This is a genomic window from Citrobacter telavivensis (genome assembly GCF_041807075.1).
Lineage (GTDB): Bacteria > Pseudomonadota > Gammaproteobacteria > Enterobacterales > Enterobacteriaceae > Citrobacter_A > Citrobacter_A telavivensis.
Genome location: NZ_JBGUBF010000017.1, coordinates 1 through 16,882, shown reverse-complemented (window position 1 = coordinate 16,882; position 16,882 = coordinate 1). Strand labels below are relative to the sequence as shown.

Here is a 16,882-nt window from a genome sequence, read left to right as displayed (position 1 = left end):
TTGGAGGTACTCAGGCGGCCTGATTATCAAATCACGGAGAAAGAATTGCTGGCGGCCTGGGTATTATTCGCCAATCAGTTGCTCAAATATGGCTATGCTATGGCTGATTTATGAGGGGATCCTTCAGTGCTGAACGTCTTCCGTTCGAGGTACAACTGGACGATGTGGCTGGGCGCGCTGATAACGTCTTTGCTGTTTGCCGCCGTGCATATGCAGTATCAGAACCTGCTGACCCTGGCAGAAATGTTCCTGGTGGGGCTGATTACATCAGCTGCCCGGATCAGAAGTGGCGGCCTGCTGCTGCCGGTATTGCTGCATATGGAAGCTACCGCGCTGGGTTTACTGTTGGGCTGAAAGTTATATTTTTATTAAATATTGTGCGTTAAAGGCTGGTATGTTTTTTTGTGAATGTTATATTTAAATATAACTTTTATGGAGGTGAAAAATGCATACCACTCGACTGAAGAAGGTTGGCGGCTCAGTCATGCTGACCGTCCCACCGGCACTGCTGAATGCGCTGTCGCTGGGTACAGATAATGAAGTTGGCATGGTCATTGATAATGGCCGGCTGATTGTGGAGCCGCACAGACGCCCGCAGTATTCACTGGCTGAGCTGTTGGCACAGTGCGATCCGAACGCTGAAATCTCGGCAGAAGAACGTGAATGGCTGGATGCGCCGGCGGCTGGTCAGGAGGAAATCTGACATGGAAAGAGGGGAAATCTGGCTTGTCTCGCTTGACCCTACCGCAGGTCATGAGCAGCAGGGAACGCGGCCGGTACTGATTGTCACGCCGGCTGCTTTTAACCGCGTGACCCGCCTGCCTGTTGTTGTGCCCGTGACCAGCGGAGGCAATTTTGCCCGCACAGCAGGCTTTGCTGTGTCGCTTGACGGCGCCGGCATACGTACCACCGGCGTTGTGCGTTGCGATCAACCCCGGACGATCGATATGAAAGCCCGCGGCGGCAAACGACTCGAACGGGTGCCAGAGACTATCATGGACGACGTTCTTGGCCGTCTGGCCACCATCCTGACCTGACCCCAGCGTGCCGGCATGAAATATGCCGGCATTGCCTGTTTCCTGAAGCCTGCAATATACTGTATGTATAAACAGTTATTGGAGGCTAAATTATGGCGCTGGATCTCGTTTATCCCCGGCCTTCAGTGGAAGGTGACGCACTCCCTTTTTTTGCCGAGCCCGTTGCGGCCGGCTTTCCCAGCCCGGCCGCAGGCTATGAGGCCAATGAACTTAACCTGCATGATTACTGCGTGCGGCGTCCGGCCGCAACGTACTTCTTGCGTGTGTCCGGCGATTCTATGCGTGATGCCCGCATTCATGATGGCGATGTGCTGGTCGTCGATCGGGCAGAAGAGCCCCGGCACGGCAGCATCGTGATTGCCAGCATCGATAATGAATTTACGGTCAAGCAGCTGCAGCTCCGCCCTTACCCCTGCCTGATGCCGCTGAATCCGGCTTTTCCGCCAATCAGGTTTGATCCGGAGGCGCTGCAGATATGGGGTGTGGTTACGTTCACTGTCATGAGACACCGCCCGTGTACGCCTTAATCGATGTCAATTCGATGTACTGCAGCTGCGAAGAAGCGTTCCGCCCTGATTTACGAGGTCGCCCTGTGGTCGTTCTCAGCAACAACGACGGGGCGCTTGTTGCGGTCAATCGCGCGGCGAAAGCGCTTGGCGTGCGCCGCGGGGAGCCCTATTTCCGCTGCCGCCGCCTGCTGGAACAGCATAACGTTGCCGTATTCAGTTCCAACTACACCCTTTACGCCTCATTCTCCGCCAGATTTGCAACCGTGGTGGAGAGTCTGGCGCCGCGGACATTTGTTTACTCAATTGATGAGCTCTTTGCGGATGCCTCTCATATGGAGGGAGTGATGACGCCGCAGGCGTTTGGCCAGCTTTTGCGGGCTGAAGTGCTGCGCCAGACAACGCTCACCTGTGGAGTCGGCGTCGCGCCAACGAAGACGCTGGCCAAACTGTGCAACCACGCCGCGAAGACGTGGCCTGCCACCGGGGGGGTTGTGGCGCTCAGTGATCCTGTAAGACTGAAAAGGCTGATGAGCCTGGTGTCGGCCGGCGATGTGTGGGGGGTTGGCCATCGTACCGAAAAAGGGCTGGCGACAATGGGGATCAAAACGGCGCTGGCGCTCGCAGAGATGGATATCCGACTGGCACGCCGGCTGTACGGTGTGACGCTGGAACGCACCATCCGTGAGCTGCGTGGCGAGGCCTGCTTTGCCCTGGAAGAAGGTACCGGCGCGAAACAGCAGCTTGTTGTATCCCGTTCGTTTGGATCGCGGGTCACGCAACTGGCGCAGATGCAGCAGGCGGTGACTAAATATGCCACACGGGCAGGAGAAAAGTTGCGCCAGGAAAACCGTCTGGCGAAGGTGGTAACGGTCTTTATCCGCAGCAGTGCTTATGACGCCGGCGGTGTGCCCTACAGTAACCAGGCTACGGAAGTGCTTCCCGTGCCAAGCCAGGATACCCGCGACATCATCGCCGCGGCGCAGCTGGGACTGTCGCGTATCTGGCGTGAGGGCGTGCGGTATGCAAAAGCCGGCGTGATGCTCAGCGATCTGCAGGGATATGAAACCCAGCTGGATCTGTTTTCGCCGGCTGCTGTGCGGCCGGGCAGCGAAAAACTGATGGCCACCATCGACAAAATAAACAGGGAAGGAAGGTCAAGGATCTTCTTCGCCGGAGAAGGTATTGATCCGGAATATGCCATGCGCCGTGAAATGTTGTCCCCGGCCTACACCACGCAGTGGAAGGATATTCCCGCGGCGTTTATGCGATAACAGCGATGTGCAGCCGCTCTTGACGGCGGCTTGTTTTCCCTGGTGTCGGGAACATTAAAACCTCTCCTTACTGCCCGCGTGATAGGGCCGTATTTCCGGCTAATTCCAGATAGTCCCGGCCCTTATCGTGGTGCATAGCCCTCTTCAGCCAGTGCTTTCATGATCTGGTTGATTCCATCCATCATCAGATATGCCTCAATATCTGACGTCGCCAGGCCGCGGCAGTCACTGAATCCCAGACGCTTAACCAGTTGCGCCAGAGCCTGCGCTTCTCTGTGTGTCAGCTGTATATTCACTTCAACGGGTTTTTCGTGGCGAATTTCATCTTTCATGGTCAGAGTCCTTTTTTGATGTTTCGTGAAATGTACCAGGCTTCTTTTGCCTGAGCTACAGCCCAGATCCAGACGAGAGTTGACACAATGCACAGCCCCGTCATGTTCCAGAAATGACCTGTCGTATATTCATGGCTATGAAGCAGGAGGCCGGCGCCGGCCGCCAGGCTCATGACCAGGAAAAGGACGGCTGCGCCGGCGTGATAAATGATGCTGAACATGTAAAACCCCCTTCTGGCGACGGTAGCGCCAGTCTCTGTCTGTATTAAATGGTTGCCGCCTGCCGGGCGTCTGCCTGCATCATGGCGTCAATCAGGGCGCCGGCGCAGGCAATATTCAGGCACGTCATGTTCGATTTCAGGGTCGCCATCATGTCCGCGCGGCTTCTTTTAAGAAACGGCTGCAGCGGACCACGATAGCCCTGTGAGGTCACGATAATCAGCTGAGCGGCCGCATCATGCAGTGCCGGCACGCCGGCCAGAATATCCTGCTCAGCCGCGCTGATATACACGGGTGAACCGGCGATCACAAAGCGATCGTCCGGGCAGCGTTGCATCAGCTCAGCCAGGGAGGCGCAGCGGCCCGCCAGCGGGGGGCGTGCCGTCAGTGAGCCCCAGACGGTCGCCGGCGCGAAGGGCATGGCGTGAAACGTTGCCTCATACGCGACCGCCGGATCGGTATGGTGGCGCAGCCCCAGACCGGCCGACATGGCCCACAGCTCGATGCCCGGCCACCGCGCCGCGATACCGCGGGCACGCAGCCAGTGTGCGCCCCGGTAAAGCTCTCCCGTTTCCAGCACCCTGCCAGGACGGCGGGCGGCCTGGGCGATCAGCCTGTACCAGCCGTCAAAGGCGTCATCAAGGGAAGTGTCGCCCGGAAAAACGGTATCCTCCACGCTGCCCGCCTTGCGCCGGGTACAGGTGGTGATGAGGTGAAGACGTTTGTTCATTCAGGGCCTCCCGGCTCTGGTGCGTCTGTGCCTGCCGCGCGCGGTTCGCCGGGCCGCCGGGCACGCATATCGGGCAGACCCCGGCAGGCATCGTTCCAGTGCGTGCCCCGATCGGGGTTATTGGCCAGCTTACTGATCCAGGTTTCTGACACATTCCAGCGGCGGGCCAGATCCTTCTGCTTCCAGCCTTTCGCCCTGAGCAGTGCCCGCCACTCCTGCGGGGAAAGTGGCGCCGCCGTGATGCCGTCCGCATAACAGGTCGTTTTCATCGCGTGAGGCTCCCGGCCCTAATCCTGCCCCGGCCGTGCCGGCTGGATTTGACGCAGTATTGTTGTTGCCTGCCATCCCGTAAACCCGAAGGTATCGGCCAGTTCGCCGGGCAGTGACGCGGCCAGGCGCGGCAGTTCGTCCGGGGATTCATTGTGAAAGACAAAACAGACCCCCTCATCCCTGATGCGCGACATCAACATCGCAATAAGCCGGTGCAGCCCCTCATGGCTGGCGTGTTCAGTGACCTTTTCAGTAAACCGCCGGGGATTGCTGCAGCTGATGCCCCGGTCGGCCAGGAACGCCAGAAAGCGCTGCAGGAAACCGGGGAGATCCCTGGCGGCCAGGGCGGGTTTCAGCACCGCTTCTGCCTGGGCCTGTGTGAAGCCAAACGCCGCCGCCAGCTCAGGGGAAAAGTCCGGCGTGTCAGCGCTGGCCTCAAAAATGACGCCATCGTTTATGGCCTGCTGCATGTCCGGGGGCATATTCCCGATCATATTTTCACGCACGCCCCATGCACGGCCGGCGCTTTCGGTCAGTCTCTGCGGATCGCTGCAGCTGACGCCCCGCTCCGCCAGGAACGTCAGGAAACGCTGCAGGACGGCGGCGCCGGACCCGGTGCTTTTTCCGCTCCGCCAGGCCGTATTATTTCGACTGACGATGGCAGGATCGACATGTTCGCTGTCTACGATGCTGTTAATGAACGTCACTGACTGTTCTTCGCTGAAATCAAAGTCGTGCTGTAACAGGGACAGCAGCCTGTCATGCCAGTCATCTTTCACGCGATTGGCGGCATTAACCATGAACGTGACGTTCAGTACACCGGCCAGTAAACAGGCAGCCTGGTCGGCCACATACAGGCTGAAGTATTCCAGCACCGCCTGTTCAAATGCAGCGGGATCGCAGCAGACCACTTCTGCAGATCCCAGCGACTGCAGAAACCGCCGGGTGTTTTCGGTCACAGCGTCGGCGGGATTGAGGGCGATGGCGCGGCCGCGCTGTGACTGGATGTCAAATGTGACGATACGCTCCGTGACGGGCATCCGGCCGTGATCGGCGATGAAGCGGTAAAGCTGCTCCACTGCTTCCGTGGCGGTCATGCCCATTGCCTCCAGACGCAGTTCGGCGCGTTTCTTCAGCTGCTCATCGAGACGCACGGTCAGCTGGGCGTTTTTGGCCCGCTTTTTACGTTCAAAAAAACCGGTCATGCTCCTTCCTTTTTGTACAGTCATTTGGCTTTACATAATGTACAGCCATTTGTACCGCACTTTTGCGCGTGGGACCACATTTTTTCACCGTTGCGGTTTAGCGGTATTCTCCGCAGCGCCGCCACTTATCCACCGTTTCTGTGGATAACGCTATATGTAGTGGCTCCGTCAGCCGGAAACGGCACAAGATATGGTGTCCGCGCCGGCAGCCGCGCGACCGTTCCCCTGCCTTCCTCTCCCTGTTGATTTCGTTTTTTCCGGTATTTACGTTTTTTCCGCAATGGCGGCACCGGCCAAAAGGTATTTTCCGGTGGTTGCGGGCGTAAAAGTCACAGGGTGAAAAGATAAGGGCGCAAATCATCCGGCGGGGTAAATCGTGCGGTCGTCACGCAGCGTGATGATTACCGGTGTGTTGCTTTATTAAATTAGCTTTTAGTGCTAAATCTAAATATTTATAATATACGAATGAAACCTAATTTATTAGAGTGTGGTTATTCAGTAAACAACGGCAAGCGGAGTGAATGGTATGGAATATGAAGCGTACAAGGTTCGCGGCTACGGCTTCGGACTGAAGAAAGAGATCACCGGCGTGCTGGGTCGTTACCCCACGCAGGAAGAGGCGCAGAAGGTCGCGGACGACTACACGCAGGCCTGCCTGCCGGATAACCTGCCGGACAGCTACGATATGGGCATGGTCCGGCCGGTCGCTGCCGGCGAACCTGCCGCCCTCGATACGGACGTTTTTCGCGGTCCGGGCGCGCCGTTCATGATGGATGCCGGCCAGCTAAGCACAGGTCAAACCGTATGCCTGGGCAAAGCGGCGGATGGAAAACGGTTTTATGTCGGCGGGGAGCATTCCGGTGGCCAGTGAACAATGTTTAACAGAGAGGGGGTTATGATGCGTCAGGGGGTGATTTCTGCCGTTATATATTTACTGCTGGCAATGCTGGTCATGATCTACATGCCGGAGGGTTACTCCGCGATTAGCTGGGCCATAGGCGCGGTTGTGGTTGTGACGCTGATTTATATTCGTGCCCGTAAAGGAGAGGATTGATGGCCACCAAGCATATTAATGACGAGCTCTGGCATCGTATTGAAGTTCTGACCGTCCGGGCAAATGCCAGGCAAAACCTGATCCGCCCGGTCAAAGAAGCGGACGTGCTTCATCTGGTTCTGCAGCGTGGCCTGGAGCTGCTTACAGACGACGATCTGCTGCAGCTGGGCAAGTACCGCCGGCCCATAGGATTTGTGCTGCGTCGGCCGGGCATGGAGATGCTGAAGCTGGACACACTGAGTATGGCTGACGCTGCTACTATCCTCATGCGCAGCGGACCGGCAACGCTGTGCATCTGGAGTCGTGACGATATCCTGCGGCAGGCCAGTGAAGCGGTGATCCGCGAACGGCTACCGGAAATGGCCCTGCTGTCGGAGGGGGATGACCGGGCCCGGTTCCAGACGCTGCTGCCTGGCGTCTGGAATGCCGCGAACCGGGGCGAAACGGCCGTGATTTCCCTGCGTGCTGACAATGCGGATCTCGCTATTGCACGCATCACTGACCTGATGTGCGAATCCCTGCTGGGTTATAAGGGGCAGCGGGCATACCGGGCAGGTGAAAACGAACAGGGAGAAGAGTCATGAACATGCGAGGCATTCTTTTTGTACTACTTCTGGGAGGTCCGGAGCAAAAACGTGCAGCAGCTGGACAGTCGTGCTGAGCTGACCGGAGATGAGATCAGTGCAATTCAGAAACTGGCCGCGGACAGTTCTCGGACCGACATTTGATGAAATGAATAAGGATATACAAAAGGAGCCCAACTGGTGAGGAAGGGCTCCTTTTAATTACTAGACGTTTTTACTACTTAACTTTCTGTCGGAGTAAACGGAAAATTAATTTGTTAATCACTGTCAGTATAAGTACCCGATAAACGTGGTGCAACTCCGTATCAGAAATTACCGCCAGTGCTTGAATCCAGCGCCCTGAACAGGGCTTCATGAGCGGCATCCAGAAGGCGTCCAGGCAGAAGGACATCATTCACGCGGTAACTCTGACCGTTCTGTGTGGTCACGGTGAGGTAATATTGATCGTCAAACTGCCTATCGGCACCGATATGCACAATGTTGGACGTGTCGATCCAGCACAGGTTTGTGCCTTCCACAGGATGAAGAGGTTTGATTCGGCCTTTCAGCCATTTCTGCGGGCGTCCCGGCCAGGATTTAATGGTAATGCCGTGCTTATAGTCGCGGGTTCTGGCCACAAAGGCCGCTACTTTATCTTCATCCATCTCTTTTGCTGAGGTGTTCTCCTTGAAGTAGTACGGATTGAGGTTGTATTGCAGCTCTTCAAATAGCTTCATATACGTCACCTGATCATCCAGGCTTTCCCCCTGATTTTTCAGGCTGCTGCCCCAAACTTCTTCCAGATTGGCTTTCAGCGCCAGCGTGACCGCCTCAAATTCTTCCTGATGTTTATCGTAGTAGTTGATATCCATCGCGTCTCCTGTTGTGTTTATGGCGAATTTGCGGAAATAATATACATAAAAAATGTTCAAATATGAACATTTTCAGGCTATAAATACAGGCAGATTATAACAGGCCAGTCCACCAGGATTCGGCCAGGAGCTGAGTACGCATGATAAAGAAACCACTTATTGCCGGCATCATGCTGGTTGTGGCGCACACCGCCGGCGCTGCGCAGGTTGATGATACCAATCTGCAGCAGATTTATACCGAGGCGGGCATTCAGGGTATATGCAGCGCCGGGATGCTGGCTGTGCCGGAAGGGGCCAGAGATGAAGTTGTCCCGCAGAACGTCAGACACCTCCTGGTTCAGTGTGCCTATTTCGACGAGCAGCAGTTGCGCCGGCGTGCCGGCCTTCCGGCTCAGACATTTAGCCACTGGCGTGACCGCAATGCGGTCCTTAATCTGTCGTCTGACCAGGTATCTGATGCGCTCTGGCTGTCAGCGTGGCGTGATTTCCGGGCACAACTGGCCTCGGCCTACCCGGCCCCGGCGGAAAAAAAGGCACAGGGGAAAGAGGCCGTACCCGCCGGCACGAAGCCCGGCACTGAGCATGGGAGTGCGGCGGATTGACCGGCTTTGACTTGATCCTGTGGCGACGGGGCCTGAACTGGACCCAGGAACGCGCCGCGGCTGAGCTCGGTATCAGCCGTACCAGCCTGGTAAAATATGAGGACGGTGAGACAGTACCCCGGACCATACAACTTGCCACCGTCGCGCTGACGCTGAAAGCGGAATGGCCCACCCTGAAAACCATGAGCAAAGACAGGCTGCTGCGGCAGCTGAAGTATGAAGTGCTGAGGATCGATAATGAATGAGTCCATCCATGTTGTCGGCTCTTTTATCCTTGCGGGTATCCTGCTGTATGGCCTCTGGCAGGGTACACGGCGACGCCGGCGCCGGCACGAACGGAAACAGGCCAGCGCGGTACGTGTGATCGATAAAATTAATACGTTTCCGCATTTCGGGCAGAAAATTGCCTATCTGCGCAAGATTGACCCGTTTGTGTTCGAAGAGCTGCTGCTTGAAGGCTTTGAACGCCGGGGCTTTGAAGTGATCCGTAACCGCCGGTATACCGGTGACGGCGGGATTGATGGCCGTGTGAAGATTGATGGCCAGACCTGGCTTATCCAGGCCAAACGCTATACCAGCTATATTGCCGTTGGCCACGTCCGTGACTTCAGCGACCTGCTGAACGCCACCGGTGCCCGCGGTTTTTTCTGCCATACCGGCAAAACGCGCGAAGGCACCAAATCGCTCATTCGCGGAGACAGCCGCATGATCCTGGTCAGTGGCCAGAAGCTGCTAGACCTTATTGCCACCGATGCGCCGTTTATCCCGTATCCGGGATACCGGCCACCGACCGAAATGGTTCATCCTGAACAGGAGACAACATGAAATTCAAAGGATACGTCGCCGCCCTGCCGGCACTGCTGCTGACAGGGTGCGCCATGCTCCCCGGACAGCCCACCGATTATGACCGCTTCTGTAACGTCTCAGGCATCGCCAGCCACGGCGAAACCTACCGTGTCAGTGACAGCCAGGATTTCTGGTTAACCCCGAACGGCCGCTATCTCAGCCAGGCTGAGTACAGCAGTCCGGCAGATACGCTTCAGAAACTGACGGGCGTGGTCAGTGGTGAAGATCCTGACCAGGTGCGGAAGAACGCCGTCAGGGTAAGGGTGTTCCGCGTCGAGAGTGAAAACAGCCATAAAGGTGCGTGCCTGCCTGTGCGTTATGACGATAATGGCGCACAGCGTAAAATGGATTCACTGACTAACGGCCGCCGTATGGTGGTATTCAGTGAAGATGAAGGTCAGTCTGGTCAGCAGATTTACAACAAAAGTCGTGGTACAGGATTCAGTTACAGGTTGTTATGAGTGGATTGAAAGGCCGCCGAATCAGCGCGGATATGTTTGCTATGATGTTAAAAGTATCTGCCGGGCAGCTGGTTTTTGCAGCCCGGCATGACAAGCCTTTACGCGGACTGACCCTACCCCCTTACAGAATCGAAGGCGGGAAAAGCTGGAGCTCGACCGCCTCCACCCGCAGTATGACGTTTGATATGCAGGATGCGGTCGAATTCAGCGAGAAATTTCATAAAATTCAGTCGCCTGACGGCTGATTAGCGGATTTTAAAAAATTGAACACTTTCCCCCTGCAAATTTCCCAGAATTCACGTAGCGACGCCATCGGGACCGGGCGCGTGACATATGCCTACTTCGATTATGCCGATGCGCTGGCGCTGCGGGAGATGGCCAGCCAGGCTGATTTACCCAAATACCTGCTGGCCCCGGAGGTGTCGGTGTTTCTGCGGTATGTGCCAGACCTGCGCCAGCAGGTCCTTTTCGATACCCTCTGGAACACGGGCGCGCGTATTAATGAGGCGCTGGCGCTGACCGGCGCCAGCTTTCAGCTTGACGGTTCCCGGCCGTTTGTCCGGCTGAAGACGCTTAAACAGCGTCAGCGTGGCCGCGGCAGGCCGGGCAAGGATGAAGAGGTGTTCCGTCTTGTTCCTCTGACCGATCCTCAATATGTCAGGAAGGTGCGTGAATTTCTGACCACCCTGCGTATTGGTAAACAGCAGCTGCTCTGGCCGGTGCAGAGTGATAACACGCCGCGTAACTGGATCAGGAAGGCACTGGACCTCGCAAAACGTGACTCTGTCACTTTTAGTATCCCTGTTACCTGCCACACGTTCCGTCACAGCTTCTGTATGCACCTGATCCAGCATGGGGTTCCGCTGAAAGTTGTACAGGCTTATGCCGGGCATTCCCGGCTGGAAACCACAGAAACCTACACGCGCGTGTTTGCGCTCGATGTTGGTCGTCAGTATGGCGTCCGATTCAGCCTGCCAGACAGTCATTTAACGCTCCCGGAATAATCTGTATCCCTCCCTGATATTTCCGTATAAATCTAAATAAATCCCTTTTCTTTCTATGTCAGACCGTTTTCAGGACGGTCTGACCGTCTTTTGTTGATTTTTATTCGGTATTTTTCTGTATTTTTCTATATTGGTGCATCTTTTTGTCTTTACACGTCAGCAGAGATGCGTAATAATCCATTTGAAAGCTGTATTTTTCCTGATTTCTACGGTTTTTTTCTAAATAATGTGAGGTTCAAAATGCGTATTTTTGTTGATGACGGTTCCACCAACATCAAACTGGCCTGGATGGAAGAAGGCGCAGTGAAAACGTTGATCAGTCCGAACAGCTTCAAGCCCGAATGGTCCATGACATTGCTGACAGATTCATCGGTGCCGGCTTCCGCCAACTATGAAATTGACGGGGAAAAGTACAGCTTTGACCAGCTGAGCCCGGATGCCGTGCGCACCACGGAAACACGCTATCAGTACAGTGATGTGAATGTCGTCGCTATCCACCATGCCCTGATGCAGTCTGGCATTGAACCGCAGCCGGTTGATGTTGTGGTGACGCTGCCGCTGGGCGAGTACCTGGATGAAAACGATCAGCCTAATATGGCCAACATCGAGCGGAAAAAAGCGAACGTGAAGCGCGCGGTGGCCGTTCAGGGGCGTGAGAGCTTTACCGTGCGTAAAGTCAGCGTACTGCCAGAGTCGGTCCCTGCAGGCTTCAGTGTGCTGAAGGATCTGGACGATCTGGACTCCCTGCTGATTGTGGATATCGGTGGAACCACGCTGGATATCGCGCACGTTCGCAGCAAAATGTCCGGATTCACCAAGACGCATTGCGATCCTAAAACCGGCGTATCCATCATCACCGAAGCCGTAAAACATGCACTGGATACCAGTGTGAGCACCCGTACCAGTTCGTATTTTGCCGACCGTCTGATCCAGGCGCGAAATGACGAAACGTTTCTTTCCCGTTACCTCCAGAATGCTGACCAGCGGGCCCAGGTGATGAAGGTACTGCATGAGCGGGAAAAAGCCCTGACGCACCGTGTCACCGATTCAGTTGGCCGCTTTGCCGGCTTCACGCACGTCATGGTTGTCGGTGGCGGTGCCAGCCTGGTCGCCGGCGCAGTGAAGCAGGCCACGGGGGTGAGTGACGATCGTTTCTTCGTCAGTGATAACCCGCAATTCGATCTGGTTCTGGGTATGGTGGCAATGAAGGGCTGAGTATGACTGATAACCGTAAGTGCTCGTTTTATATCTACCCGGAGCGCAATGCGGCGGACCGGGTAGCCGACGGCTTTCTTGAGAAACTGCCTCAGAAAGAGCGTGGCCGCGCGATGCGCGCCATGATGCTCTGTGGTGCCGCGTTGATGAAGCAGGACGAACGCCTGCCGTTCCTGATCGCTGAATTCCTGACGGAGAGCACCACGATGCAGGATATTCAGCGGATCATCAGCAGTACGCTGCCGCAGCAGGATACAGGAGAAATGGCGCGTCTGGTTGAGGCGTTTCTGCAGGCCACCGGCGGTGGCAGCAATACGGTGTCGCCGGCAGGCGGCGCTGCGCCGGAAAACAGTCCCGCCGTGGCTCCCGAACCGGCAGCACCGGAGGATAAGAATCTGGAAGAAACCCGTAAGAACGTCCAGCATCTGTTCCCGGATGATGATTAAGGGGGCTGCGTGAAAAAATATGTGCTGTTAACCCTGACCCTCATCGCCGGCGCCGTGGCAGCAAACCCGGTAACAGCGGCCGGCAATATTGCCGGCGATGTCCAGGCGCAAGCTGCGACTGAAGTGAAAACCGGGTTTTCACCCGGCGGGACCGCATTAAATCTGGTTCTGGATTCAATCGACCACGCGCAGCATGAGATTCTGGTTGCCGCGTACAGCCTGACCAGTCGTCCTGTTGCCGGCGCGTTGCGTGCCGCAAAAAAACGGGGCGTATCGGTGGTGGTGGTGGCCGATCGCAAAGCGAACGACAACCGGTACACCGAAGTGAACTTTCTGGCCAATAACCGCGTGGCGGTGCGGATCAACGATAACTACGAGGCCATGCATGATAAATTCATGGTCTTTGACCGCCGCGCCGTATTGACCGGCTCGTTTAACTTCAGCGCCAGCGCAGACAGTCGTAATGCGGAAAATGTGGTGCTGATCAGCGGCGCGCCTGCAGTAACTGAAGCCTACGTGAACGAGTTTTCCCGTTTATGGGACGAAGGAAAGGACGTGGCTCCACGGTACTGACCTACAGCAGCGGCAGAAACTCTGCCGCCTGATTTTTAACTTGATTTATATGGCTCATTCGTCGTATTATCAAGGCTCATTTTTCGGTAGCGCCCCGACTGGCGAAGGAGTAAAACCATGCAATCATTCCCCCTGTTCGTTTCCCGTGTCGTTCCTGTGATCACCCTGAGCCATTGTCTGCGGCAGCGGCGCTGGTCCCTGCACAACACGCCATGCCAGATTGACCTGAGATCAGGTTGTCACCTGCGCTCACAGCCTTTCGGCACGCTATCCAGACGGGAAATAAGCGACCGGCCACCGGCTATGCCCCGCGGTTACTGGTTCAGGCAATGCAGCCGGGATGTCATGTTTACGGGGCGCATCGATCAGGCAGATCCTATGAAACAGGTCTATTACAACGAAGGCTGGAGCGGTCCGAACAAGTATACGTTTGAAGTTTATCAGCTGGAGAACGGGAGTTACCGGGCGCTGGCCCGCAAATGGAATGGCAAAATCAACAAGGTGCAGCAGGAAACGCAGTACCTGTCTGACACGCGGGAGGGGCTGAAGCACCAGGACTATCCCCGCACGCGCCAGGTGAAAATTTTTCTGAATTCAGACTTCTGGGAGAAGGGTAATGATTAAGATGGTTAGCGTCGTTCCGCAGCCGGAAACAGTGAAGACGCTCCGGGAAAAAATGGGCATGACTGAAACCGCATTAGGGGCTGTCATGGGGTACGAACTGCGCGCCTGGCAGCGTAAGGAAGCTATCAGCGACGATCTCAGCCAGTACAACAAGACCAGTCTTCGCCCAGGCGAATATAACATGCTGATGCTGATCGCCGGCGTGCATCCTGATTACCGCCTGAACAGGGCATTCAGTCCTGATGATATGGTCAAAGATCCCGCCACGGCCGAAGACGTTCGCCGCCTGCGTCTGGCGCTGGGGCTGAAGCACGCTGAAATTGCAGCGCTGTTTGGCTATAAACCGGCGTCATGGCAGACCAAAGAAAAGGCTGCTCAGCGCGGCGTAAAGCTCAAGACCGGGGAATTCAATTTCCTGTTACTTCTGGCCGGTGAGCATCCGTCACTGCAGCTGGTTGAGAAGGCGAAATAAGGCCCGCGGCGACCAGAGAGGACCCTTTATGATCACCACACGCCGAATGTTAATGCTGTATGCCTGCCTTGTGCCCGTAGCCCTGACAGGGTGTGATCTGGCTGATTATTTCCCGAATGTGCCACAGCCCGTGCCCGTGATTTCGCCCGGCTATCAGGTTGATATCGATGGCCACCCGGTCCGAATATCAGGATTTGATGACTGTCCGCGGGAAAAAGATGAAGCCCGGCACGCAGCTGCACAAGATGAGAAAGGCTGCATTGTGCTGTCTGCAGAGCGTTCCGAGGTGAAGGTCAGACTGTATCAGCCAGCCGGCGCCGTCACCGAAACCTGGCGGATCATCCGGGAAAAAGACGCTCGCCAGAACGATATTATTCGCCTGCAGCGCCCGAACGGTGCGCTTGTGATGCAAAATTTACAGGGGAAAGAGTCTCCTTAAACCAGGGAAATAACAAAATTAACTTGATTTATATGGCTCATTAGACGTATAATAATTACATCGAAAGGCAATCCGGTCTTTCGACGGTAGCGCCCCGACCGGCGCAGGAGTCACCTTATGACTGCTCTCAATTCTCAGCAACAGGCTGATGTTGCCCGCTATATCCGGGAACATGGCAATAAAACCGTTATTTCCCCTGAATGGTCACTTATTTATTTCTCGCTGTGTCAGTGTGAATTACATCAATCGCATGAAGCCATTATTTTTCATAATGGCCGACCTGCAGGGCTATTTATTCTGAATGAAACAGGCGAGCTCACCGAATTATATCTGCTGGGGTCGCTTTCTGACATTCTCACCGCCGCTGCGGTCAACAAATAGCTTTCAGGGAGTAAATACACTATGACCATGCAATCAGAACTTGTTTTTACTGATCCTATGCTCAACGTCGTTATTGCTGAAGTTAAGCGTTTTAATTGCCCGCTTCTTTTTGTCAAAGATCATGGCGTGTATGTGATGGCGGCGAAAGGTGAGAAAAACAGTAATGGGATGCACAATGTCTGTTACGCCAATGGTTTTAATCCGGATACAACGGATTTTGACGAGCTCTGGGACCGGATGCGTGATGCCTGTGGCGGAGATGATTTTTGCGAATCCCTGGAGCTCGATCCGAGGTCGATTGAACTTCTCAGCCGTACCAAACCCTGCCTGAAAATTATGCTTTCAGAGACGGAACTGGAAGTTATTGCAGGGGGACAGAAATAGACCATAAAAGCCCGTTAAATCGGGCTTTTTTATATTTCACTGTATTTACATCTAGGACAAAATGTCCTATTATATATTTGTGGCCGGGCATGGTGCTCAGGTCCCCTAACGAGGGAAATATATGAAATTTTCAGCAGAAGAACTCAACATTATCCGCCAGGCGGACGCCATTATTGCCGGTAAAATTACCACAACGGATTTTATCACCGGCGCCGACGCCGCGCGTTCCTTACTGCGGTTTCGTCTTGCTGCAGAACCACGCGAATCATTCTGCGCGTTCTTTCTTAACTGCCACAACGGCGTGATTGCGTTTGAAGAACTGTTTAAGGGAACTATCAGCAGCGTCACCGTTCATCCGCGTATCGTCCTGCAACGCGCCCTGCATCATAATGCCGCCGCCGTGGTACTGGCGCATAACCATCCTTCCGCTAACACTACACCCAGCCAGGCTGACAAGCTGATCACCGAGCGTCTGGCGCAGGTGCTGGGGATGGTTGATGTCAAAGTCCTCGATCACCTGATTGTGGGCGGCAGCGATATTTACTCTTTTGCTGAACATGGTCTGATTTGATAACCGCGGCCGCACAGTGGTGCGGCCGGCTCTGGAGGCTTGCTATGGGCAATAAATATACCGTGCCGCTTAACGTGGGCGCGATCCGCGAAAGCTGTTTCCGTCCCGCTGATAAATGGACCCCGCCGACGGGGGATGAACTCCGCTATCTGCTGGAAAATGTGCTCAACCTGAGTCAGGAGGGACTGGCGCGACATGTCGGCGTGAACGGCAGAACGGTGCGCCGCTGGGTGAACGGAGAAAGTGACATCGCGTATTCCGTCTGGTGCGTCCTTTGCATCGATGCCGGCTTACCGCCGATCTGGAAATAGCAGCGCAAAACACCGACGCGCAAACGTGCTTCCTGAACGTATCGGATATACGAAGGAAATATTATGAATACTGATAACTATTTTTTCAGAGTCCCGGCCACACGCGGAATACAGGGCGGCATAGAACAATACATGCTGACGGTTCCTATGGTCGTGTTACGTCGTATTCTTGCAATGGACAATGATGGCGATGTTATGGATCGCAGCCAGCGAGAAGCGAACAAAACGCGGGCCAAAAAAATACGGAATTATGTTGCCGGCGCAACATCAAAACGAGCTCCCTATATTTTGCCGTCAATTACCGGAAATATTGATAGTCATGTTGAATTCCTTCCCAGCGAACTCTCGCCGGCAGTGGGGATTCTGGTAATGACTCCAACTTATTGATAGTGTTTTATGTTCAGATAATGCCCGATGACTTTGTCATGCAGCTCCACCGATTTTGAGAACGACAGCGACTTCCGTCCCAGCCGTGCCAGGTGCTGCCTCAG

At 55.1% G+C, this 16,882-nt stretch carries 31 protein-coding genes and 1 pseudogene; 25 read left to right on the top strand and 7 right to left on the bottom strand.

The genetic code is table 11. The features are described from left to right. Positions 1–126: 126 nt before the first annotated feature. From ACERJC_RS25345 to umuC, 5 genes and pseudogenes are all read left to right on the top strand, one after another. A pseudogene (locus ACERJC_RS25345) lies at positions 127–354 on the top strand (CPBP family glutamic-type intramembrane protease); the annotation flags it as partial. A gap of 91 nt (positions 355–445) precedes the next feature. After that, positions 446–703 (top strand): type II toxin-antitoxin system antitoxin PemI, encoded by a 258-nt coding sequence (gene pemI, locus ACERJC_RS25340; protein ID WP_004187429.1) that lies wholly within the window; start codon positions 446–448, stop codon positions 701–703. A 1-nt stretch (position 704) separates the two neighbouring features. Further along, a complete protein-coding gene (pemK-mt, locus tag ACERJC_RS25335) occupies positions 705–1,037 on the top strand; it encodes a type II toxin-antitoxin system toxin endoribonuclease PemK-mt (protein ID WP_004187427.1) in 333 nt (110 codons plus the stop codon). A gap of 92 nt (positions 1,038–1,129) precedes the next feature. Further along, positions 1,130–1,564 carry a LexA family protein gene (locus tag ACERJC_RS25330; RefSeq protein ID WP_004187425.1) on the top strand — a complete coding sequence of 145 codons (435 nt, stop codon included), beginning with the start codon at positions 1,130–1,132 and terminating at the stop codon, positions 1,562–1,564. After that, positions 1,552–2,817: a translesion error-prone DNA polymerase V subunit UmuC gene (gene umuC, locus ACERJC_RS25325; protein WP_019725070.1), complete on the top strand. Its 1,266-nt coding sequence runs from the start codon at positions 1,552–1,554 to the stop codon at positions 2,815–2,817. The genes ACERJC_RS25330 and umuC overlap by 13 nt, the downstream gene beginning before the upstream one ends. A gap of 122 nt (positions 2,818–2,939) precedes the next feature. Here the strand turns inward: umuC and ACERJC_RS25320 are convergent, their stop codons facing one another. From ACERJC_RS25320 to ACERJC_RS25300, 5 genes are read right to left on the bottom strand one after another with little or no spacing between them, the layout of a single operon-like run. Further along, the gene (locus ACERJC_RS25320; RefSeq protein ID WP_004187413.1) at positions 2,940–3,149 is read right to left on the bottom strand and encodes a DUF7706 family protein; all 210 of its coding nucleotides are present in this window, start codon (positions 3,147–3,149) and stop codon (positions 2,940–2,942) included. A 2-nt stretch (positions 3,150–3,151) separates the two neighbouring features. Further along, the gene (locus ACERJC_RS25315; RefSeq protein ID WP_004187411.1) at positions 3,152–3,370 is read right to left on the bottom strand and encodes a hypothetical protein; all 219 of its coding nucleotides are present in this window, start codon (positions 3,368–3,370) and stop codon (positions 3,152–3,154) included. A 44-nt stretch (positions 3,371–3,414) separates the two neighbouring features. Next, complete coding sequence (locus ACERJC_RS25310; protein WP_015059994.1) at positions 3,415–4,098, bottom strand: hypothetical protein; 684 nt, start codon at positions 4,096–4,098, stop codon at positions 3,415–3,417. Beyond that, on the bottom strand, positions 4,095–4,367 hold the full coding sequence (locus tag ACERJC_RS25305; RefSeq protein ID WP_015059995.1) for a helix-turn-helix domain-containing protein: 273 nt from the start codon (positions 4,365–4,367) through the stop codon (positions 4,095–4,097). Before ACERJC_RS25305 ends, ACERJC_RS25310 begins: the two co-directional genes overlap by 4 nt. 18 nt (positions 4,368–4,385) lie before the next feature. Next, a complete protein-coding gene (locus ACERJC_RS25300) occupies positions 4,386–5,573 on the bottom strand; it encodes a type II toxin-antitoxin system RelB/DinJ family antitoxin (protein WP_126065070.1) in 1,188 nt (395 codons plus the stop codon). 526 nt (positions 5,574–6,099) lie between these two features. On the opposite strand from ACERJC_RS25300, the gene ACERJC_RS25295 reads away from it, so the two are divergent. Genes ACERJC_RS25295 through ACERJC_RS25285 form a run of 3 tightly spaced genes read left to right on the top strand, consistent with a single transcriptional unit; the run spans position 6,100 to position 7,211 of the window. After that, positions 6,100–6,444, top strand: a complete 345-nt coding sequence (locus ACERJC_RS25295) for a hypothetical protein (RefSeq protein WP_004187406.1) — start codon at positions 6,100–6,102, stop codon at positions 6,442–6,444. Positions 6,445–6,447: 3 nt separating this feature from the next. Further along, on the top strand, positions 6,448–6,627 hold the full coding sequence (locus tag ACERJC_RS25290; protein WP_122019363.1) for a hypothetical protein: 180 nt from the start codon (positions 6,448–6,450) through the stop codon (positions 6,625–6,627). Then, a complete protein-coding gene (locus ACERJC_RS25285; protein WP_015059997.1) occupies positions 6,627–7,211 on the top strand; it encodes a hypothetical protein in 585 nt (194 codons plus the stop codon). The genes ACERJC_RS25290 and ACERJC_RS25285 overlap by 1 nt, the downstream gene beginning before the upstream one ends. A 305-nt stretch (positions 7,212–7,516) precedes the next feature. Here ACERJC_RS25285 and ACERJC_RS25280 read toward each other — a convergent pair whose 3' ends face one another. After that, positions 7,517–8,062 (bottom strand): hypothetical protein, encoded by a 546-nt coding sequence (locus ACERJC_RS25280; RefSeq protein WP_004187400.1) that lies wholly within the window; start codon positions 8,060–8,062, stop codon positions 7,517–7,519. 140 nt (positions 8,063–8,202) lie between these two features. On the opposite strand from ACERJC_RS25280, the gene ACERJC_RS25275 reads away from it, so the two are divergent. The 17 genes from ACERJC_RS25275 to ACERJC_RS25195 all read left to right on the top strand — a co-directional run bounded on the left by ACERJC_RS25275 (position 8,203) and on the right by ACERJC_RS25195 (position 16,778). Next, positions 8,203–8,664, top strand: a complete 462-nt coding sequence (locus tag ACERJC_RS25275; RefSeq protein ID WP_004187397.1) for a hypothetical protein — start codon at positions 8,203–8,205, stop codon at positions 8,662–8,664. Beyond that, a complete protein-coding gene (locus tag ACERJC_RS25270) occupies positions 8,661–8,909 on the top strand; it encodes a helix-turn-helix domain-containing protein (RefSeq protein WP_004187394.1) in 249 nt (82 codons plus the stop codon). Before ACERJC_RS25275 ends, ACERJC_RS25270 begins: the two co-directional genes overlap by 4 nt. Next, positions 8,902–9,489, top strand: a complete 588-nt coding sequence (locus ACERJC_RS25265) for a restriction endonuclease (RefSeq protein WP_004187392.1) — start codon at positions 8,902–8,904, stop codon at positions 9,487–9,489. Before ACERJC_RS25270 ends, ACERJC_RS25265 begins: the two co-directional genes overlap by 8 nt. Next, positions 9,486–9,971, top strand: coding sequence for a hypothetical protein (locus ACERJC_RS25260; RefSeq protein ID WP_004187390.1), 486 nt, complete (start codon positions 9,486–9,488; stop codon positions 9,969–9,971). Before ACERJC_RS25265 ends, ACERJC_RS25260 begins: the two co-directional genes overlap by 4 nt. Positions 9,972–10,012: 41 nt before the next feature. After that, a complete protein-coding gene (locus tag ACERJC_RS25255; RefSeq protein WP_223216382.1) occupies positions 10,013–10,216 on the top strand; it encodes a hypothetical protein in 204 nt (67 codons plus the stop codon). A gap of 18 nt (positions 10,217–10,234) precedes the next feature. Beyond that, positions 10,235–10,975 carry a tyrosine-type recombinase/integrase gene (locus ACERJC_RS25250; RefSeq protein WP_004187383.1) on the top strand — a complete coding sequence of 247 codons (741 nt, stop codon included), beginning with the start codon at positions 10,235–10,237 and terminating at the stop codon, positions 10,973–10,975. 240 nt (positions 10,976–11,215) lie between these two features. Next, entirely contained in the window at positions 11,216–12,190 is a 975-nt protein-coding gene (locus ACERJC_RS25245; RefSeq protein ID WP_004187382.1) for a plasmid segregation protein ParM, read from the top strand. 2 nt (positions 12,191–12,192) lie between these two features. Further along, positions 12,193–12,636: a plasmid partitioning/stability family protein gene (locus ACERJC_RS25240; protein WP_004187380.1), complete on the top strand. Its 444-nt coding sequence runs from the start codon at positions 12,193–12,195 to the stop codon at positions 12,634–12,636. Positions 12,637–12,645: 9 nt separating this feature from the next. Then, positions 12,646–13,209, top strand: coding sequence for a phospholipase D family nuclease (locus ACERJC_RS25235; RefSeq protein WP_019725065.1), 564 nt, complete (start codon positions 12,646–12,648; stop codon positions 13,207–13,209). A gap of 378 nt (positions 13,210–13,587) precedes the next feature. Further along, positions 13,588–13,833 carry a hypothetical protein gene (locus ACERJC_RS25230; RefSeq protein ID WP_019725064.1) on the top strand — a complete coding sequence of 82 codons (246 nt, stop codon included), beginning with the start codon at positions 13,588–13,590 and terminating at the stop codon, positions 13,831–13,833. Next, the gene (locus ACERJC_RS25225) at positions 13,826–14,305 is read left to right on the top strand and encodes a helix-turn-helix domain-containing protein (protein WP_004187375.1); all 480 of its coding nucleotides are present in this window, start codon (positions 13,826–13,828) and stop codon (positions 14,303–14,305) included. The genes ACERJC_RS25230 and ACERJC_RS25225 overlap by 8 nt, the downstream gene beginning before the upstream one ends. A gap of 28 nt (positions 14,306–14,333) precedes the next feature. Next, positions 14,334–14,744 (top strand): hypothetical protein, encoded by a 411-nt coding sequence (locus ACERJC_RS25220; protein ID WP_004206907.1) that lies wholly within the window; start codon positions 14,334–14,336, stop codon positions 14,742–14,744. 117 nt (positions 14,745–14,861) lie between these two features. Then, the gene (locus ACERJC_RS25215; protein ID WP_004187372.1) at positions 14,862–15,125 is read left to right on the top strand and encodes a hypothetical protein; all 264 of its coding nucleotides are present in this window, start codon (positions 14,862–14,864) and stop codon (positions 15,123–15,125) included. A 21-nt stretch (positions 15,126–15,146) separates the two neighbouring features. Beyond that, entirely contained in the window at positions 15,147–15,509 is a 363-nt protein-coding gene (locus tag ACERJC_RS25210; protein WP_004187371.1) for a DUF3085 domain-containing protein, read from the top strand. A 121-nt stretch (positions 15,510–15,630) separates the two neighbouring features. Then, complete coding sequence (locus tag ACERJC_RS25205) at positions 15,631–16,080, top strand: JAB domain-containing protein (RefSeq protein ID WP_004187369.1); 450 nt, start codon at positions 15,631–15,633, stop codon at positions 16,078–16,080. A 44-nt stretch (positions 16,081–16,124) separates the two neighbouring features. Then, complete coding sequence (locus ACERJC_RS25200) at positions 16,125–16,391, top strand: helix-turn-helix domain-containing protein (RefSeq protein WP_004187367.1); 267 nt, start codon at positions 16,125–16,127, stop codon at positions 16,389–16,391. Between the two features lie 63 nt (positions 16,392–16,454). Next, entirely contained in the window at positions 16,455–16,778 is a 324-nt protein-coding gene (locus tag ACERJC_RS25195; RefSeq protein WP_019725063.1) for a DGQHR domain-containing protein, read from the top strand. Here the strand turns inward: ACERJC_RS25195 and ACERJC_RS25190 are convergent. Continuing rightward, positions 16,772–16,882: IS1 family transposase (locus ACERJC_RS25190; protein ID WP_001691633.1), on the bottom strand; the 111-nt coding region annotated here is incomplete at its 5' end. The genes ACERJC_RS25195 and ACERJC_RS25190 overlap by 7 nt on opposite strands.